Source organism: Cellvibrio sp. QJXJ (assembly GCF_024452345.1).
GTDB lineage: Bacteria > Pseudomonadota > Gammaproteobacteria > Pseudomonadales > Cellvibrionaceae > Cellvibrio.
Genome location: NZ_CP101662.1, coordinates 404,192 through 418,649, shown reverse-complemented (window position 1 = coordinate 418,649; position 14,458 = coordinate 404,192). Strand labels below are relative to the sequence as shown.

The following is a 14,458-nucleotide window of genomic DNA, read 5'->3' as shown; positions in this document are numbered from 1 at the left end:
ACAAAAAATTAACGAAGAAAATAACGACCCGTGAATAGCGCATAAACCGCACCAGCAACCAAACCACCGAGATGCGCCGCATTAGCGACAGAACCGGCAATAAAATAATCAACCACGCCGGTCATGCACAACACCAGCCACACCAACATAAAACCAATCAATGCGGGCGATACAGCAACCAACGGATGAGGGTTTAAACGTTGGCGCACAGCAATAAAACCTACCAAGGCATAGACTACGCCAGACATTCCACCAAAATTGGAAGAACCGCTCCACATATACTGTGTAAGATTAGAGGCAATACCGGTAACTACCACAAATAATAAAAAGCCCCACTTCCCTTGGAGAATTTCCAGGCGACGCCCTAAATCCCACATCCATAAACTGTTAAACAAAAAATGAAAAATACCGAAATGTAAAAAGATCGGTGTTAATAATCGCCAGAGTTCGCCACCTGACAGTGACTCGCCGATAGGAATGTACTGCGTGTCAGTAAAATCCTGAAAACTAAAATAATGCAAAAATAAATTGCCGGCTTCCGTTGTCACCAGTAATCCACCTACCGCACTTAATAAAATTAACGCAAGCACTATGGGAGTATGCAGCGCCTGCACCAACAGCGAAGGCTGAGCAGCACCGGCTTGGATATAGGGAGGCGTAACCAAAGGTTCAGCGGTTGCTGAGGGTAATTGCGCTCGCCCATCCTCCAGCTGTTGTAAAAAATCTTGCAGCGCCGGAATCACCGCCGCATCGGTTACGGCCAAACATTGCTGGGCATTTTCCTCAGTAATGCGATGATCAAGGCCACGCTCGTGCAAATAACGGCTGAGGGCGGATAAGTCGTGATCCAAAGAGAAATATTTTACGGCGATCCAGTTCAAAAGCGTCTTCCAGTTATCAGGGGGAGGTCAACCATCAAGGATCTACATAGACCCAAACAAATTTATCCTGCTGTAATTGTGCCTCACCGTCCATGCGATATGCCACCAAACGGCCGAATTTAACCGCACTGTAATCCAGGCACGCGAGGTTGGGCGCTATGGGACGAGGGCTTCCGGTCAGCCAGTAGTGCCCAACAAACAGTGGTGGCTGTTGTGCATCGTAGTACACCATTTGCGAGCGATGTTCAGGTGCAATCTCCATGGTGGCGATATGCTCGGGCAGTGGGTCAGGCTGAAATAATAATTGCCCATAGGTTTTTGCGTCGGGCACCCAAAACTTGGTGCGAAACGCGCGACGAACATAACCATCGGCCGAGACCATTTCCTCGCCCTCCGGCAGTGGCAAATCCACCCCACCGGTGAGGCGTAGACGGGTGAGGTGCTCCAGGCTGCCCTTGCGGCAAGAGCGCTCCACAAATCCCCAATCAATGTGTCCATCACCAAAGTCCTTACGGTGCTGGTCAATCAGGGCCTGATCCCAGCAAGCATGTACAGCTCGAAATACTTGCTGGGTCAGTGGGTGCTCAATTTCCAAAAACAACGGCAAACTGGCGAACCAATCCATAAACGCTCGCCACTCATGGGGGTAGCGGGAAAATTGCTGCAGAGTTTCGGCGATTTGCCGGGTGGCGGCGGGGGTATGTGCGCGCAAATAGTCGTTTGCGCCCGGCGCGACGGGAGTGCAGTAGGTCATCGCGTTAAATTCGTGGTTGCCGAGAATCATCAGCGCACTGCCCTGCTCGACCATGTTGCGCACCAAGTGCAAAGCCTCGCGAATACGCGGCCCCCGGTCAACTACATCGCCAAGAAAAATGGCTTGGCGAGATGGGTGGCGATAAACACCACGCACTTTTTTGTAGCCCATTAATTCCAGCAGGCGCGCTAAAGTTTGTGCACAGCCGTGAATATCGCCAATCAAATCATAACCATAAGCTTCGCCACGAATAGCGGTTGTTGATACTGATGATGACGGACTCACGACCATACTACTCTTGCAACCATACTACTCTCGCAACAAATGCCCACCCCAGCCTAACTTGGAGCGGCAACGCTGATAGAAGTTGTAATCCAGGGGATGTAGCAACTCGAGTAACTGACTTTTTTTGCGGATACAAATTTCATCGCCCGTCTGTACTTCTACGTGCGAGCTGCCATCACAGGTCACCATCGGCTCGGCGCGATTATGTTCACCCACGCGAATGCTGATTTCACTGTTACCAGCAACAACGATCGGACGGCTGCTTAGGGTGTGGGGGTTCATGGGAACAACAACAATCGCATCCAGGGTGGGGTGCAAAATGGGGCCGCCGCCGCTGAGCGAATAGGCGGTGGAGCCGGTAGGCGTAGCGACTATTACCCCATCTGAGCGCTGGCTGGTGACAAATACACCATCCACATAAATTTCAAATTGCAGCATATGAATAAACTTGCCGGGATGCAGCACTACATCATTCAGCGCATCGGCGGTATCAATTAGTTGACCTGCACGCTTTACTTCCATGTCCAGCAGAAAACGTTTTTCCGAGGTAAATTTGCCGGAGAGCACTTCATCTACTTTATTTTCGATATCTTCCGGGGTGATGTCAGTCAAAAATCCCAGACGGCCGCGATTAACCCCAAGCAATGGGACTTGATACTGCGCCAGCGCCCGGGCACCGCGTAGCAAACTGCCATCACCACCAACCACAATGACCAGATCACACACCTGCCCAAGGGTTTCCATATCCATTATCTGCTGGGCACCAGCGACCATTCCGGCGTCGGTGATTAACGCTGCCGTTTCTGCCTCCAATACAAAGGCTTTGTTGCGCTGCTGCAAAAATCGAATAAGCCGCTTGATGGAATAAACCGCGCGCTCGTTGTTAAGGTGGCCGATAAGGCCGATAGTCGAAAAATGAGTCATAAGTATCACTGGGAGCGCTGATGAAAATGGCAAAAAGCCGACATGTCTGTGGGCTATTATAGCCCTCATCACCGCCAAGACTTAACTTTATGCTAATTGCCCCGCTTGCAGACACCGATCCATTCCACCTACTCCGCCATCAAGCCGTGCGCGATTTGGCCTGGTGTTGCCTGAGCCCACCTTTATTGCAGAAATTATCAGGCAGTAACGCGCACATTTTACCCTTGGTGGACACGAATATCTGGCCTTGGTTACAAGCATTAGATAAACAACCGGCAGCGCTAATGAATGCATTGGCGCAAGTAAAAAGTACACGCCTCGGCATTTATTACGAAACCCTGTGGCGCTTTTATTTTACCCATTCACCGCAGTGGCAATTACTTGCGCATAACTTCCCCATTAACCGCGGCAAAGCGACTCTCGGCGCCTTTGATTTTTTATGCCGGCACGGCGACGACTATTGGCATATTGAAACGGCGGTAAAATTTTATTTATGCGATACCCTCGATCCTCAACAAGCACAAGATTGGCACCATTGGATTGGCCCCAACAGCCATGATCGTTTTGATTTGAAATTGGCGCGCTTGCGCGATCATCAATTACCGCTACATCAAACAGCCGAAGGAAAAACTGCGCTGCAGCAGCATTTCCCCCAAGCGGATCACTGGCGCAGCGGACTTTGCCTGCAGGGGTATTTATTTTCACCCGCACCCGCCACCCTATCCATCAATCAATTAACCAGCGCAGAATATATCCATAGCTTGCCGCGAGCACTGCACAGTCATGCGTATCAAGCCTTGGGATTTTGGTGGTATTTGCGCGATTTTTTAACACTGATCGCTGACACAAAACTCACTAACGCCAAGTTCAATTGGATAGTTTTAGAACGCGAACAATGGTTCTCACCGGTACAGTTACCGGATGTAAACCTGACGATCGAAGTGGAATTGCTGAGCCAGCAATTGATGCACCAACTGCACCAAACAAAACGGCCGCTCATGGTGGCGGCCGTTATAGAGTCATGCGTGGGGAATGATGAAAAAATGAGTATCTGGCGAGAGCAGTTACGCGGTTTTGTAGTGCCCAATGACTGGCCGCAAAACCACAGCAACCCTTAAAAGATTATTTTCCTGCAACCGCCAATCCATCGCGCAACAGATAATTTTGAGTATCAGTCAAATGGATTAGTTGCGCCTGCGGTGTAAAAAGCTGGGCACAATTATCCAGCGCCAAGGTTTTGTAACCCTGCTGCGCCAACAAATGCGCAGCAGCACGACTGCGACGCCCGGTATCGCAATAAAAGAGATACGTGTTTTCTTTATTTAGCAGACGGGATTTAATCGCCAAAATATTTAGCGGCACATTAACTGCCTGCGGCAAATGACCTTCGCTGTATTCTTCCTCACTACGCACATCAACTGCTACCGCGCCCTTGGCAATAGTATTTTGCAACTCATTAAAGGCGAGCGTTGCCACCACGGGTTCTTTCAATAGGCGATAAAAATCCTGTTTGCCCAAGCGCATTAACACGCCGTCAGTGCGCATAATCACGCTGGCATTGCGCGCTGCTTCATTAACCAGTGCATCCTCGCCAAAACAACGCCCCACACCGATGGTAGCCAGATGTTCGCGCTTATTATCCTGATGGCGCGTAACATCGGCTTCGCCTTCTTTGATGAAATAACACTGGTCGCCAATTTCACCCTGGCGAATAATAACGTCACCGGCGTAAACGACCTGCGGTATCAAGCGCGAAAAAATCTGCTCTACATTTAAAGGAGGAACCTTAAAAAATAAATTGGAGCGCAACACTGTCATCATCCAATCAACATCTTCATCCAGATCACGCTCGCGGGAAATATTGAGCTGTAAGTAATCCGCCACTTCACTCCAAGTGAGCAACTTATCCAATTGCTCACTGTTGATGCGCACGAGGCTGCAGTCCGTTTCGGCAATTGCTGTCACCTGACGTGGTTGCTGATGAGCAATAGGAAACAGGGAGGAGCGACCTTTGACACGGGTGCGCGAGCCATCACCGGCCACCAGACTTACATCGCCATGAAGTAAATAAACATGTTGCCCATCGTAATTACCCGCCACAAAAAGTGACTGCCCGGCACAGACCGTTTCCTGCGATGCGTTGCTGAGTAGTGCGAGCAGATGGCTCTCACTCATATCTTTAAGTGGCACCAGTGTGTGCGTCAAATTCAGGTCAAATTCAACTGGTGGCATTGGTATGGATTTTTGAGCCTGCATAGCAACATCCTTCATGGTGAAAGCTGATTCTCAAGGGCAATTAAAACCGCGGCGCCCTTGCAAACCACCGGTGTGAATCGCAATAAGGCGTGAGCCGCGCGGCCAATAACCTTGTTGCGCCAGGGAACTAATCCCCCAAAGCATTTTTATTGTATAAACCGGATCAAGGGGAATGCCCGTGCTACGCTCAAACCCCCGCCAAAACTCGAATAAACTCGCACTTGGTTTTTTGGCATAACCGCCGCCGTGAAAACCGGAAATTAATCGCCAGTTATCGGCAAAGTATGATTCCGCAGAAACCAACTCACGATAACAAGTGGCGATATTAGCCCCTAAGTCACCGGCACCTTTCAACACTGAAAAGCCAATTACCGGTTTCTGTCGATCCACACCAGCAGCCAAACCCGCCAAACTAGTGCCCGTACCAACGGGAATGCATACCGCAGCATAATCACCCTGTGTTTGCTGCTCAAGCGCATGGCCCAACAACTGCACTCCACGTGCACCGGCAAGATTAGATCCGCCTTCAGGAATAAGATATGACGGCCCATAACACGCCTGCATATCGGTCAGCCAATCCGCTTCAGTTTTTCGGTCGTACTCCGCGCGACTAACAAAAACCAGTTTCATCCCCCAGGCCTCGGCATCCATCAAGGTTGCGCTCAAGAGCGCAGGTCGCTCGCCGCGAATAACACCAATAGCGTTAATGCGATAACGATGCGCCGCAGCGGCCAATGCATGTAGATGGTTGGAATAGGCACCACCAAAACTGAGCACTTGGGAGAAGCCTTGGCTACGCGCCATCTGCAAATTAAAAAACAACTTATAAAATTTGTTGCCCGACAATTGTGAATCCAACAAATCATCGCGTCTGACCCACAACTCAATGCCCTGTTTGGCGAGCATTGCCGTTGTTGCCCGCTGTAAAGGCACTGCTAGAGCAGCATCTGCCAACTGCTGCGCGGTTTCTATCACCACCACAAATTCCTATCGCCGACTATCTGCCAACATCCCAAGAGCCACCGCCTGATGCTGCGCACAGCGATCACTCTCACCGGGGTGGAATTCTAACGGAGTTTCGATAACGGGGATGCTCCTACCGCAGGTCTTGCCACGCGCATCTACCGCGTTACAACATGGCAGTTGATGATGCGCCAACCACGCGAGATACACCGGCTCATTTACACCCACTTTAGCCGCCGCGTAGGCATTGGGGTTTTCCAGATAGACACCAATATCATCGAGCGGAATCGCAACCTCCCCCAAACCGGGCAAAAATGTCACCAGATTAACGCCAGCTTTAACTAGCCGGCCAAGCAATTGATCACCACTGTTTTTGAGCAATTGCTGGTTTTCATGCTTAAGTTGGACAAGCTCTTCTTTGAGTGTGCTTTCGTTTTGGTGACGATAAAACAACTCAACCTCGCGCATGTCCAACATTTCACGCAGCTCGGCGGTAGCAGCGTGGATTTTGGCATCCAGCTCTAACGAAAAATTTTCCTGCAACAACTGGATTTGGCTGGATTCACCTTGCTGCGCGGCCTTGAGCTTGTGTGCAAAATACTCGCGCATCCCTTCCACCTTGGTCGCCTGGATATCAAGTGTTTCCTTGAGGGTTTGATTGCGCTCCGCCAGCTCTTTGTTCTCTTGCGCCAATTGCTGCAACTTTTCCTGATAAGCCAAAACACGCTTTTGGTGTTCTTGCTGTAAGCCGTGCAGTTTTGCCTGCTTTTGATTCATCAGGGTTGCAATATGCAAGGTCTGCTCATTAGTTAGCAGCTCGATTTGCTTGGCCAACTCGGCCGTATAGTAATCGTGTAACCGCTGCTCCAAGGCTGCCTGCTCACGCGCAAGCACCTCTTCGCTCAACACCTGATTGGGCACAATTGCATCACGCGAGGATCGAGCAGCTGGCTTTTCGGCTTTAACCACAAACCCCAAGCGATTGGCTTTCACCGCATCACGAATAGCAATAAAACTATTATTGCCAACCTGCATGGAGGGATCCCAAAGGTTCTTTTGATGCCAAGCAACCGGACATTGGCTGTAACACACCAGGCGCACCGCACCCGCGCCCATATCGGGGCCTGTCCCGGCCGAGTCCAACAATTGCTGTAAAGGGACATTCCAGCGTCGATCAACCATGCCTTGCTCATCAAAACTGATAAGGAAAAACACCAGCCCCGTTACAGCCAAGTCGCTGCCCACTTGTATATAGGCTGCCTTGACGGAAGCGCCGGCAAAATCAGGAATGGGGATAAAACCATCGAGAATCGCCTCAAATTCCGTATAAAGCAGCTCACGAGCGACGCGCTCATGATCAAACAGAAAAACGGCTTCAAAATTTGCTGTGGAGGGGTGCGACATAGGCGGGAATCTCAAGCCTGGCTTAGGACAGCTTGAGTATAGGAAATCAGGCGCCAAAAAAAAGTGAACAACCCCCTCTCCGACTGATTTTCAGGCGGATTTGCGGCCTACTCGACGAATTTGAATAGAATAAATTAAGCCGAAAAAACAACTAGTTATAGGTGCCAGGCTTAAAAAATAGAAAAGTGATTAAAATCGTGAAAACAGGCGGGGAAAATCAGAGGAAGTTAACCAGAGCCTTGCAGCAAAACGCTGCAGCAGCTCTTATTTAGATGTCTGAGTAATCTTCGTAAAAGTCATCATCAGCATCGTCGTACTGGATATCCAGTAAATCTTCAACATAGTCTTGCATGGGAGTATCTCCTTGGGTTTGTTTGTTATGTACGCTATTCAATGGACAAGCAGATCAATCGCTTGTTCCTGAGACTAGGCCGCACAAGAAGCAAACTACCAACGAGATGTGACAATTATATGTACAGATAAAAAGAAAAAGCCCGCAACCTGTGCGGGCTTTTTGTATAGTGGCGGACCGGACGGGGCTCGAACCCGCGACCTCCGGCGTGACAGGCCGGCATTCTAACCGACTGAACTACCGGTCCGCATGCTTCTCAAACTGAGTATTTTGCATTGATGCTCTTGTTCATGAGAGCGCAAAATGTGGTGGGCGGTACAAGACTCGAACTTGTGACCCATGCCTTGTAAGGGCATTGCTCTACCAACTGAGCTAACCGCCCCTCGTTGAGAGGTGCGCATTCTATCGAATTTGAACTTCGTGTCAAACATTTTTCAGCGAAAAATATAAAGTTTTTTTAATTTGTACAAAACAGAGGCAAAGGCGAGTAAAAAGCCAACAGACTGATTCAAACTCACCCTGTAAAAATCACCAACCTGGAATTGCATTCGATATATTTACCGGCAGCGAGTAGATTATCAGCCCGACCAAGAGCAACAACATCAACCAATGAATATACCCAATCCATTCAGCAGCCTCTCGGCAACCGATTCCATTACCGGAATGGGTATATTGGTCATTTTTCTGATAATCCTGCAAACCTTACTGATTATAGGTTTACAGCGCAGCCGCATGAGCAATAAACGCGCACGCAATGCGCTCAAAGAATCACAGAAGGCGCTCGAACAACGTATTCGCGAACGCACTGATAGCCTGTATTTAACCAACAACCTACTTATTGATGAGGTAGCGCGGCACGAGCAAACAGGACGCCAACTGCGCGAGACAAAGCTATATTTACAAAGCATGATCAACTCAATGCCATCGATTATTATCGGTGTCACCGCCGATGCGGAAGTAACTCACTGGAACGCCGCTGCCGAAAATACCTTTGAAATTTTTTCTCACGATGCGCTGGGGAAAAAAATTACTGCGTTACTACCTCGCTTCCCCATCACACTGCAAACCATTCAGACTACGATTCGCGAAGGCGAGCCTCTATCCAGCCAACATGTGCAACAGCATGACGATGAAAAAAATCGCTATTTTGAAATAACTATTTATCCGTTGATCTCACGTACCCAGCAAGGGGCAGTGATTCGGATAGATGATGTTACATTTAAAGTAACCATTGAAAACTTGATGATTCAAAATGAGAAAATGTATTCGCTCGGCGAAGTAGCAGCAGGCATAGCCCACGAAATTAATAACCCGCTCAGCGTTATTCTGCAAAATGCCCAAAATATTCAGCGCCGTACCGACCCGCAGCTGGCCATGAATCAAACACGCGCACAACAATTAGATGTTGACCTGAAAAGCCTATACAATTATTTGTCAGCCAGTGAAATTCCACAAATGATGGATTCAATCCGCGAAGCGGGCGAGCGCTCAGCCAGTATTGTGCGCAACATGTTGGAGTTCTCCCACAACTCCAAACGCATTATTGACCTGATTGATATAAAACATTTGCTTGAACAGACCATTGTACTTAACCGCAGCACTCAACATGCAAATGAAAATAATCAGATCGCTATAAACACTCTGTATGTAGAACCTCTCCCCCCGGTAAAAGCATCTGCACCGGAACTACAGCAGGTTTTATTGAATTTATTGCGCAACGCCACTCAAGCGCTTAATCAGTATAAAACTCAAAATCCGCAGATCCTTATTAAGGTCTATGTGGAAAATAATAATCTTGTGATAGAGGTTCAGGACAACGGCCCCGGCATGACAGATACTGTGCGCGAGCATGTTTTTGAGCCATTTTTTACCACCAAAGAAGTCGGCTCTGGCACAGGTCTGGGTTTGTCAGTTTCCTATTTTATTATCACTGAGCGCCATCAAGGTTCTATTGATGTTAAAACCTCCCCCGGCAAAGGCAGTAATTTTATTATTAAATTACCACTTACCAGCGCTCAATAAACAATAGGCAACCCTAGCAAGCTTAATAACAATTAAACTGAATCATCGAGGGGAAAAATGATCAAACCATTACACTTAACCATGATTAGCCTGAGTGCCCTGATTTTTAGCGGTTGCGCTACACCACCGCCGCCAACTATTGATGCCGATACACTTGCCTCCGCTGCCGAAAAAATTCTCTCCGAAAACATTTACTACAATGAGCTGTTCACTAGCTGCGCGGCACTGGGTGGCGAAATTGAAGTCGATGCAATAAATGTGCAGCAAAACTGGTTAAATGCTAACGCGCCATTGGTGGTAGCAGCCGATAGTTACTACAGTCAACAGCAAGCGGAAAACAGCTTTGAATACGCGGGGCTAACCCTTGCACCCACGGCCATTCGTCTGGTGCTTGATGCCAGACAAAAAGCAAAAGATGAACTTTCACTGAGCAAACGCAGCCCGGCAAACCAGCAAAAAACCTGTGCCTTCAAGCTGGCACAAATGGCACCCGCCACACTGCCGTTGAGTAACGACCCAGCGATTGCCCGTGCCCAAACAGAACTGCTAAAACACCAACCACTGGATGAAACACCGCTCAGCGCCCCGCGTTTAGCAGGTGGTATCAACGCCATTCCCGGCGGAAAAAGTTTTTTTACGATCAACAAGAGCCATCAATCCAACTGCCCTGATGCTTACACCTTAGTGATCGCCAATGACTGGCCCAAGGAAGCTTACGCTAACTTCTGTGGTGCCAAGGCAGTGGAAGTGCTGATTTGCGACTGGGGCAAATGCGACATAAAAAAGTTATAATGGCCGAAAACAAGCTCCGGCAACCCGGAGCTTGAGTCATTTTTGATGAGCCATTTATGATTCCTACCGATTTCTCCCCCGCAAGCTACCAAGATCAACTCCGCGAAAAAGTTCGTCGAATTACAGCCGATTTTTCGGCTTTTTCATTGCCCGACATTCAGATTTTTTCATCACCGGAAAAACATTATCGGATGCGTGCCGAATTTCGTGTCTGGCATGAAAAAGAGCGTACCGATTACGTGATGTTTACGCAGGACGAATTCAAGCGTCCCTATCCAATCCATGAGTTTCCGGTTGGATCGGCGCTGATGAATAACCTGATGCCGCGTTTACTCGCTGAAATTAATAGCGATGAATTACTTCGCCACAAACTGTATCAAGTTGAATTTCTGACTACCCGAAGCGGTGAAGCACTCGTCACTCTGATTTATCACAAAGCCTTGGGGGATGACTGGATAGCGCGCGTACGTACGCTGAAAACCGCATTGAAAATTGATATTGTTGGCCGCAGCCGCAAGCAGCGTTTATTGGTAGAACGCGATCACGTTATTGAACGGTTAACGGTTGCCGGGCGCGAATACCAGTATCAACAAGTTGAGGCCAGCTTTACCCAACCCAACGCCAAGGTGTGTGAATCCATGCTCGGTTGGGCGGTAGAACACAGCAAGGAAATTGGCGGGGATTTATTAGAACTCTATTGCGGGAATGGTAATTTCACCCTGCCCTTATCACAGAACTTTGACAAAGTATTAGCCACTGAAGTATCAAAAACCTCAGTGGAATCGGCGCTGTTTAATATCGCTGCAAATAAGATCAACAATATTCAAATTGCGCGCATGTCGAGCGAGGAATTCTCTCAGGCGATGGATGGTGTGCGCGAGTTTAATCGTCTGCGCCATATCAATTTAGCGGATTACAACTTCACTAGCATTTTTGTGGACCCGCCTCGCGCAGGGCTTGACCCACATACCACCAGTATTACCCAGCGCTTTGACAATATTATTTATATCTCCTGCAACCCCGATACATTGCGTGAAAATTTAAAAATCATTACTCAGACTCACACGATTAAAGCCTTTGCGATTTTTGATCAATTTCCCTACACACATCATGTCGAATGCGGCGTAGTGTTGCAGAAAAAGTAATGGGAAATAATTAGTGCTTTGGAAGCTTCATTCGCTGACAAGTTCACGCGTCATATAAATCGCAGGACCAGAGTAGGATGCAAGATTGTACTGCTGGGTTTCATCCAGTTGCGCGCACTCATTGAAACCTAGTTTCTGCCAAAAGGATTTGGAGTTTTGCACCGATACTAACGCTGCTGCACGCAATTCCCGTTGACGCGCCTCCTTCAAAGCGTGATTCACCAACATTGGCCCCACACCACAGCCCGCCGCCGACTTACTGATTGCAAGATCATGTAGATAGAGCGCTGTAGAGTCGGGCTTGTGCGCAAACTCGCTACCCCAAGGTGATACCTCACCCAGCGCAGATTGATAGCCGACCAGATAACCACACACCTCCCCCGCACGCTCTACTACCCAGGATGTATCCGGCGTTTGTGCAAAACGTGCGTGAATTACCTCGTCAGTTTCCAGAATTTCATCGATATAGGCTTCTGCTTGAATTCGGATAACATCAGCAAGGTCGCACAACTGCATGGCACGACAAATAAACTCTACAGTCATTCTTAAATAGCCTTAAAAATCGCGCCCCAGAATACGCTTGGCTGCATCCATCACAAAATCATTAAACGTAGCTTCGTGATTCAAACGCTCCAGATCAAACTTGCGCTGCTCGGCATTGGACAAGTTTTGCCATGCCTGCAAATAAGGAATATGGCTGGTTTTTTCGCGCAGTTGATAAAACGCCGAGAATTCGGTTTTCACCTCCCCATTCACATCCAATGTATCCAGTAACCCGGCGATCCGAATACTCGCCTCAGTCAGGGTCAACTCTTGATTGTGCAGCGCTTGTGCCAATATTTGGATGCTTTTATTAATCCATTCGCGCTGCTCACGCTGCGCTTGTTGATTGGCAAGTTCCTGTGCTTTTAATTTTTGCTCACGCTCTTTTTGTTTGCGATATACCTGAAATACCAAACGCCCGGCAATGACCGCCAACACAATAATAATTAGCGCGCCTAACAAGATTAATATCGATAACAACGTCATAAGTAATCTCTACAGAAATTCCGGGAAATAAATTATTTAGGGCATGCCTGATTTAAATCAGGCACTATCATCTTCCAACCCACCGGCATCCAACAAGTATTCTTCGCTATCACTGCCAGCCTCTTCCAACAAATGACTGGCGATGGATTTTTTAGTTTTAGCACCTAAACGACGAATATCATCCACACGTTTCACCAAATTGCCACGCCCGGTTTGCAAACGGTCACGAGCTTTACTGTAGGCTTCTTGCGTTTTATTGAGTGAATTACCAATAGCATCCAGCGATTCCAGCAACAATACAAACTGGTCGTGCAATGCGCCCGCTTCTTTCGCGATGCGCTCAGCATTTTTGTTTTGCTTTTCGTAGCGCCAGATATTCTCTACAGTGCGCAAGGTTGCCAAGAGTGTTGTTGGGCTTACCAAAATGATATGGCGATCATACGCTTCGCGGTACAAGCCAGGCTCATGCTGCAAGGCAAACATAAAGGCCGCTTCAATCGGGATAAAAATAAACACAAAGTCGAGCGCTTTAATACCATCAAGCTTTTCGTAGTCTTTAATACTGAGACTTTTAATATGACTGCGCAGCGAATTTACGTGTGCATTTAGATACTGCTTGCGCTCAACGTCATCGTCTGCACTGCAGAATTTTTCATAATCAACCAGCGAGCATTTTGCATCGATCACAATATCTTTGTTTTCGGGCAAGTGAATAATCACGTCCGGCATTAACCGGGAGCCATCGCTACCGGTGAAATTAACTTGGGTGTCATATTCGCGGCCTTTCTGCAAACCGGATTCCTCCAGTAAACGTTCCAGCACTACTTCACCCCAATTACCTTGGGTTTTACTATTTCCTTTTAGTGCTTGCGCGAGATTAACGGCATCTTCGCCAATTTTTTGCGCCTGTTTTTGCAACTCAAGCACTTGGCCGGAAAGGCGATTGCGATCGGCATTTTCTTTTTCGTACACGTCTTCCACTTTTTTACGGAATTCCGTGAGTTGCAATTTCAGCGGGTCAAGCGTGTTATCGAGTAGCGTTTTGCTATTTGCACTAAACTGCTGTTGCTTATTTTCAAAAATTTTATTGGCGAGGTTTTCAAACTCTTTGGCTAACTCTACTTTGGCATTCTGTAGCAGCGCGAGTTGTTCAGCGAAATTTTTTCGCTCTTGCTCCAAACGGGTTTTCAGTTCGGTAGTTTCTTTAGCGAACAGCACAAGCTGTTCATCTTTACGCAGGGATTGCTGCTGTAGCTCATCAAAGTGGCGGGTTTTCTCACGCAGAGCCGCGGCGTCTTGCTGCGCAACGCCCAAAGACTGCTGTAACTCAACAGCGTGTTGTTGAACCGATTGAAGCTGTATTTTGATTTCAACCAGCTGGAGTTTGAGCTGATTACTGTCCTGTTGCAGCGCCGCTTCACGCAGGTCATGACTGTGCTGCAATTGCTGTTGGGCAGCTTCAAACTCATGGGTTTTGGTAAGCACAGCTTGGTCGAGGCGGCGCCCGACAATCCAATACACCATCAGGGCGCCAATAACCAAACCCGACAGGGCGGCAATAAGAGTTAGTACCGTTGGATTCACTAAAAAACTCCAGAATGTAAAACGCGGCTAGGTTTTATCGGCCGCGACCGTTAAAATCGCCGCCATT

General features: G+C 48.2%; 14 protein-coding genes and 2 tRNA genes. 4 read left to right on the top strand and 12 right to left on the bottom strand.

The window, feature by feature from the left end; translation table 11 throughout:
* Positions 1 to 8: 8 nt before the first annotated feature.
* Genes NNX04_RS01890 through NNX04_RS01880 form a run of 3 tightly spaced genes read right to left on the bottom strand, consistent with a single transcriptional unit; the run spans position 9 to position 2,844 of the window.
* The gene (locus tag NNX04_RS01890; RefSeq protein WP_261947312.1) at positions 9 to 881 is read right to left on the bottom strand and encodes a rhomboid family intramembrane serine protease; all 873 of its coding nucleotides are present in this window, start codon (positions 879 to 881) and stop codon (positions 9 to 11) included.
* A 34-nt stretch (positions 882 to 915) separates the two neighbouring features.
* A complete protein-coding gene (locus NNX04_RS01885; RefSeq protein ID WP_261947311.1) occupies positions 916 to 1,926 on the bottom strand; it encodes a metallophosphoesterase in 1,011 nt (336 codons plus the stop codon).
* Positions 1,927 to 1,944: 18 nt separating this feature from the next.
* The gene (locus NNX04_RS01880; protein WP_007641897.1) at positions 1,945 to 2,844 is read right to left on the bottom strand and encodes an NAD(+) kinase; all 900 of its coding nucleotides are present in this window, start codon (positions 2,842 to 2,844) and stop codon (positions 1,945 to 1,947) included.
* 89 nt (positions 2,845 to 2,933) lie between these two features.
* On the opposite strand from NNX04_RS01880, the gene NNX04_RS01875 reads away from it, so the two are divergent.
* On the top strand, positions 2,934 to 3,962 hold the full coding sequence (locus NNX04_RS01875) for a DUF1853 family protein (protein ID WP_261947310.1): 1,029 nt from the start codon (positions 2,934 to 2,936) through the stop codon (positions 3,960 to 3,962).
* A 4-nt stretch (positions 3,963 to 3,966) separates the two neighbouring features.
* Here the strand turns inward: NNX04_RS01875 and NNX04_RS01870 are convergent, their stop codons facing one another.
* The 6 genes from NNX04_RS01870 to NNX04_RS01845 all read right to left on the bottom strand — a co-directional run bounded on the left by NNX04_RS01870 (position 3,967) and on the right by NNX04_RS01845 (position 8,201).
* A complete protein-coding gene (locus NNX04_RS01870) occupies positions 3,967 to 5,100 on the bottom strand; it encodes a cyclic nucleotide-binding domain-containing protein (RefSeq protein ID WP_232283057.1) in 1,134 nt (377 codons plus the stop codon).
* A gap of 30 nt (positions 5,101 to 5,130) precedes the next feature.
* Positions 5,131 to 6,078 (bottom strand): 1-aminocyclopropane-1-carboxylate deaminase/D-cysteine desulfhydrase, encoded by a 948-nt coding sequence (locus NNX04_RS01865; RefSeq protein ID WP_261947309.1) that lies wholly within the window; start codon positions 6,076 to 6,078, stop codon positions 5,131 to 5,133.
* A 9-nt stretch (positions 6,079 to 6,087) separates the two neighbouring features.
* Complete coding sequence (locus NNX04_RS01860; protein WP_261947308.1) at positions 6,088 to 7,467, bottom strand: hypothetical protein; 1,380 nt, start codon at positions 7,465 to 7,467, stop codon at positions 6,088 to 6,090.
* A 268-nt stretch (positions 7,468 to 7,735) separates the two neighbouring features.
* Entirely contained in the window at positions 7,736 to 7,861 is a 126-nt protein-coding gene (locus NNX04_RS01855; protein ID WP_255477784.1) for a hypothetical protein, read from the bottom strand.
* Between the two features lie 128 nt (positions 7,862 to 7,989).
* A tRNA-Asp gene (locus NNX04_RS01850) sits at positions 7,990 to 8,066 on the bottom strand.
* A 59-nt stretch (positions 8,067 to 8,125) separates the two neighbouring features.
* Positions 8,126 to 8,201, bottom strand: a tRNA-Val gene (locus tag NNX04_RS01845).
* 227 nt (positions 8,202 to 8,428) lie between these two features.
* Between NNX04_RS01845 and NNX04_RS01840 the strand changes: the two genes are divergently transcribed.
* Genes NNX04_RS01840 through trmA form a run of 3 tightly spaced genes read left to right on the top strand, consistent with a single transcriptional unit; the run spans position 8,429 to position 11,778 of the window.
* Entirely contained in the window at positions 8,429 to 9,841 is a 1,413-nt protein-coding gene (locus NNX04_RS01840; protein ID WP_261947307.1) for a two-component system sensor histidine kinase NtrB, read from the top strand.
* A gap of 57 nt (positions 9,842 to 9,898) precedes the next feature.
* Positions 9,899 to 10,633: a hypothetical protein gene (locus NNX04_RS01835; RefSeq protein WP_261947306.1), complete on the top strand. Its 735-nt coding sequence runs from the start codon at positions 9,899 to 9,901 to the stop codon at positions 10,631 to 10,633.
* A gap of 56 nt (positions 10,634 to 10,689) precedes the next feature.
* On the top strand, positions 10,690 to 11,778 hold the full coding sequence (gene trmA, locus NNX04_RS01830; RefSeq protein ID WP_261947305.1) for a tRNA (uridine(54)-C5)-methyltransferase TrmA: 1,089 nt from the start codon (positions 10,690 to 10,692) through the stop codon (positions 11,776 to 11,778).
* A 27-nt stretch (positions 11,779 to 11,805) separates the two neighbouring features.
* Here the strand turns inward: trmA and NNX04_RS01825 are convergent, their stop codons facing one another.
* From NNX04_RS01825 to rmuC, 3 genes are read right to left on the bottom strand one after another with little or no spacing between them, the layout of a single operon-like run.
* The gene (locus NNX04_RS01825; protein ID WP_157152520.1) at positions 11,806 to 12,321 is read right to left on the bottom strand and encodes a GNAT family N-acetyltransferase; all 516 of its coding nucleotides are present in this window, start codon (positions 12,319 to 12,321) and stop codon (positions 11,806 to 11,808) included.
* A gap of 12 nt (positions 12,322 to 12,333) precedes the next feature.
* Positions 12,334 to 12,807: a DUF2489 domain-containing protein gene (locus tag NNX04_RS01820; protein WP_225318389.1), complete on the bottom strand. Its 474-nt coding sequence runs from the start codon at positions 12,805 to 12,807 to the stop codon at positions 12,334 to 12,336.
* Positions 12,808 to 12,864: 57 nt separating this feature from the next.
* Complete coding sequence (rmuC, locus tag NNX04_RS01815) at positions 12,865 to 14,391, bottom strand: DNA recombination protein RmuC (RefSeq protein ID WP_261947304.1); 1,527 nt, start codon at positions 14,389 to 14,391, stop codon at positions 12,865 to 12,867.
* Between the last annotated feature and the right edge of the window lie 67 nt (positions 14,392 to 14,458).

Bases quoted from the DNA above. Each gene is read 5' to 3' on its own strand.
- NNX04_RS01885 (WP_261947311.1), bottom strand. From the start codon at position 1,926: ATGGTCGTGAGTCCGTCATCATCAGTATCAACAACCGCTATTCGTGGC.
- NNX04_RS01880 (WP_007641897.1), bottom strand. From the start codon at position 2,844: ATGACTCATTTTTCGACTATCGGCCTTATCGGCCACCTTAACAACGAG.
- NNX04_RS01875 (WP_261947310.1), top strand. From the start codon at position 2,934: ATGCTAATTGCCCCGCTTGCAGACACCGATCCATTCCACCTACTCCGC.
- NNX04_RS01870 (WP_232283057.1), bottom strand. From the start codon at position 5,100: ATGCAGGCTCAAAAATCCATACCAATGCCACCAGTTGAATTTGACCTG.
- NNX04_RS01860 (WP_261947308.1), bottom strand. From the start codon at position 7,467: ATGTCGCACCCCTCCACAGCAAATTTTGAAGCCGTTTTTCTGTTTGAT.
- NNX04_RS01840 (WP_261947307.1), top strand. From the start codon at position 8,429: ATGAATATACCCAATCCATTCAGCAGCCTCTCGGCAACCGATTCCATT.
- NNX04_RS01835 (WP_261947306.1), top strand. From the start codon at position 9,899: ATGATCAAACCATTACACTTAACCATGATTAGCCTGAGTGCCCTGATT.
- trmA (WP_261947305.1), top strand. From the start codon at position 10,690: ATGATTCCTACCGATTTCTCCCCCGCAAGCTACCAAGATCAACTCCGC.
- NNX04_RS01825 (WP_157152520.1), bottom strand. From the start codon at position 12,321: ATGACTGTAGAGTTTATTTGTCGTGCCATGCAGTTGTGCGACCTTGCT.
- NNX04_RS01820 (WP_225318389.1), bottom strand. From the start codon at position 12,807: ATGACGTTGTTATCGATATTAATCTTGTTAGGCGCGCTAATTATTATT.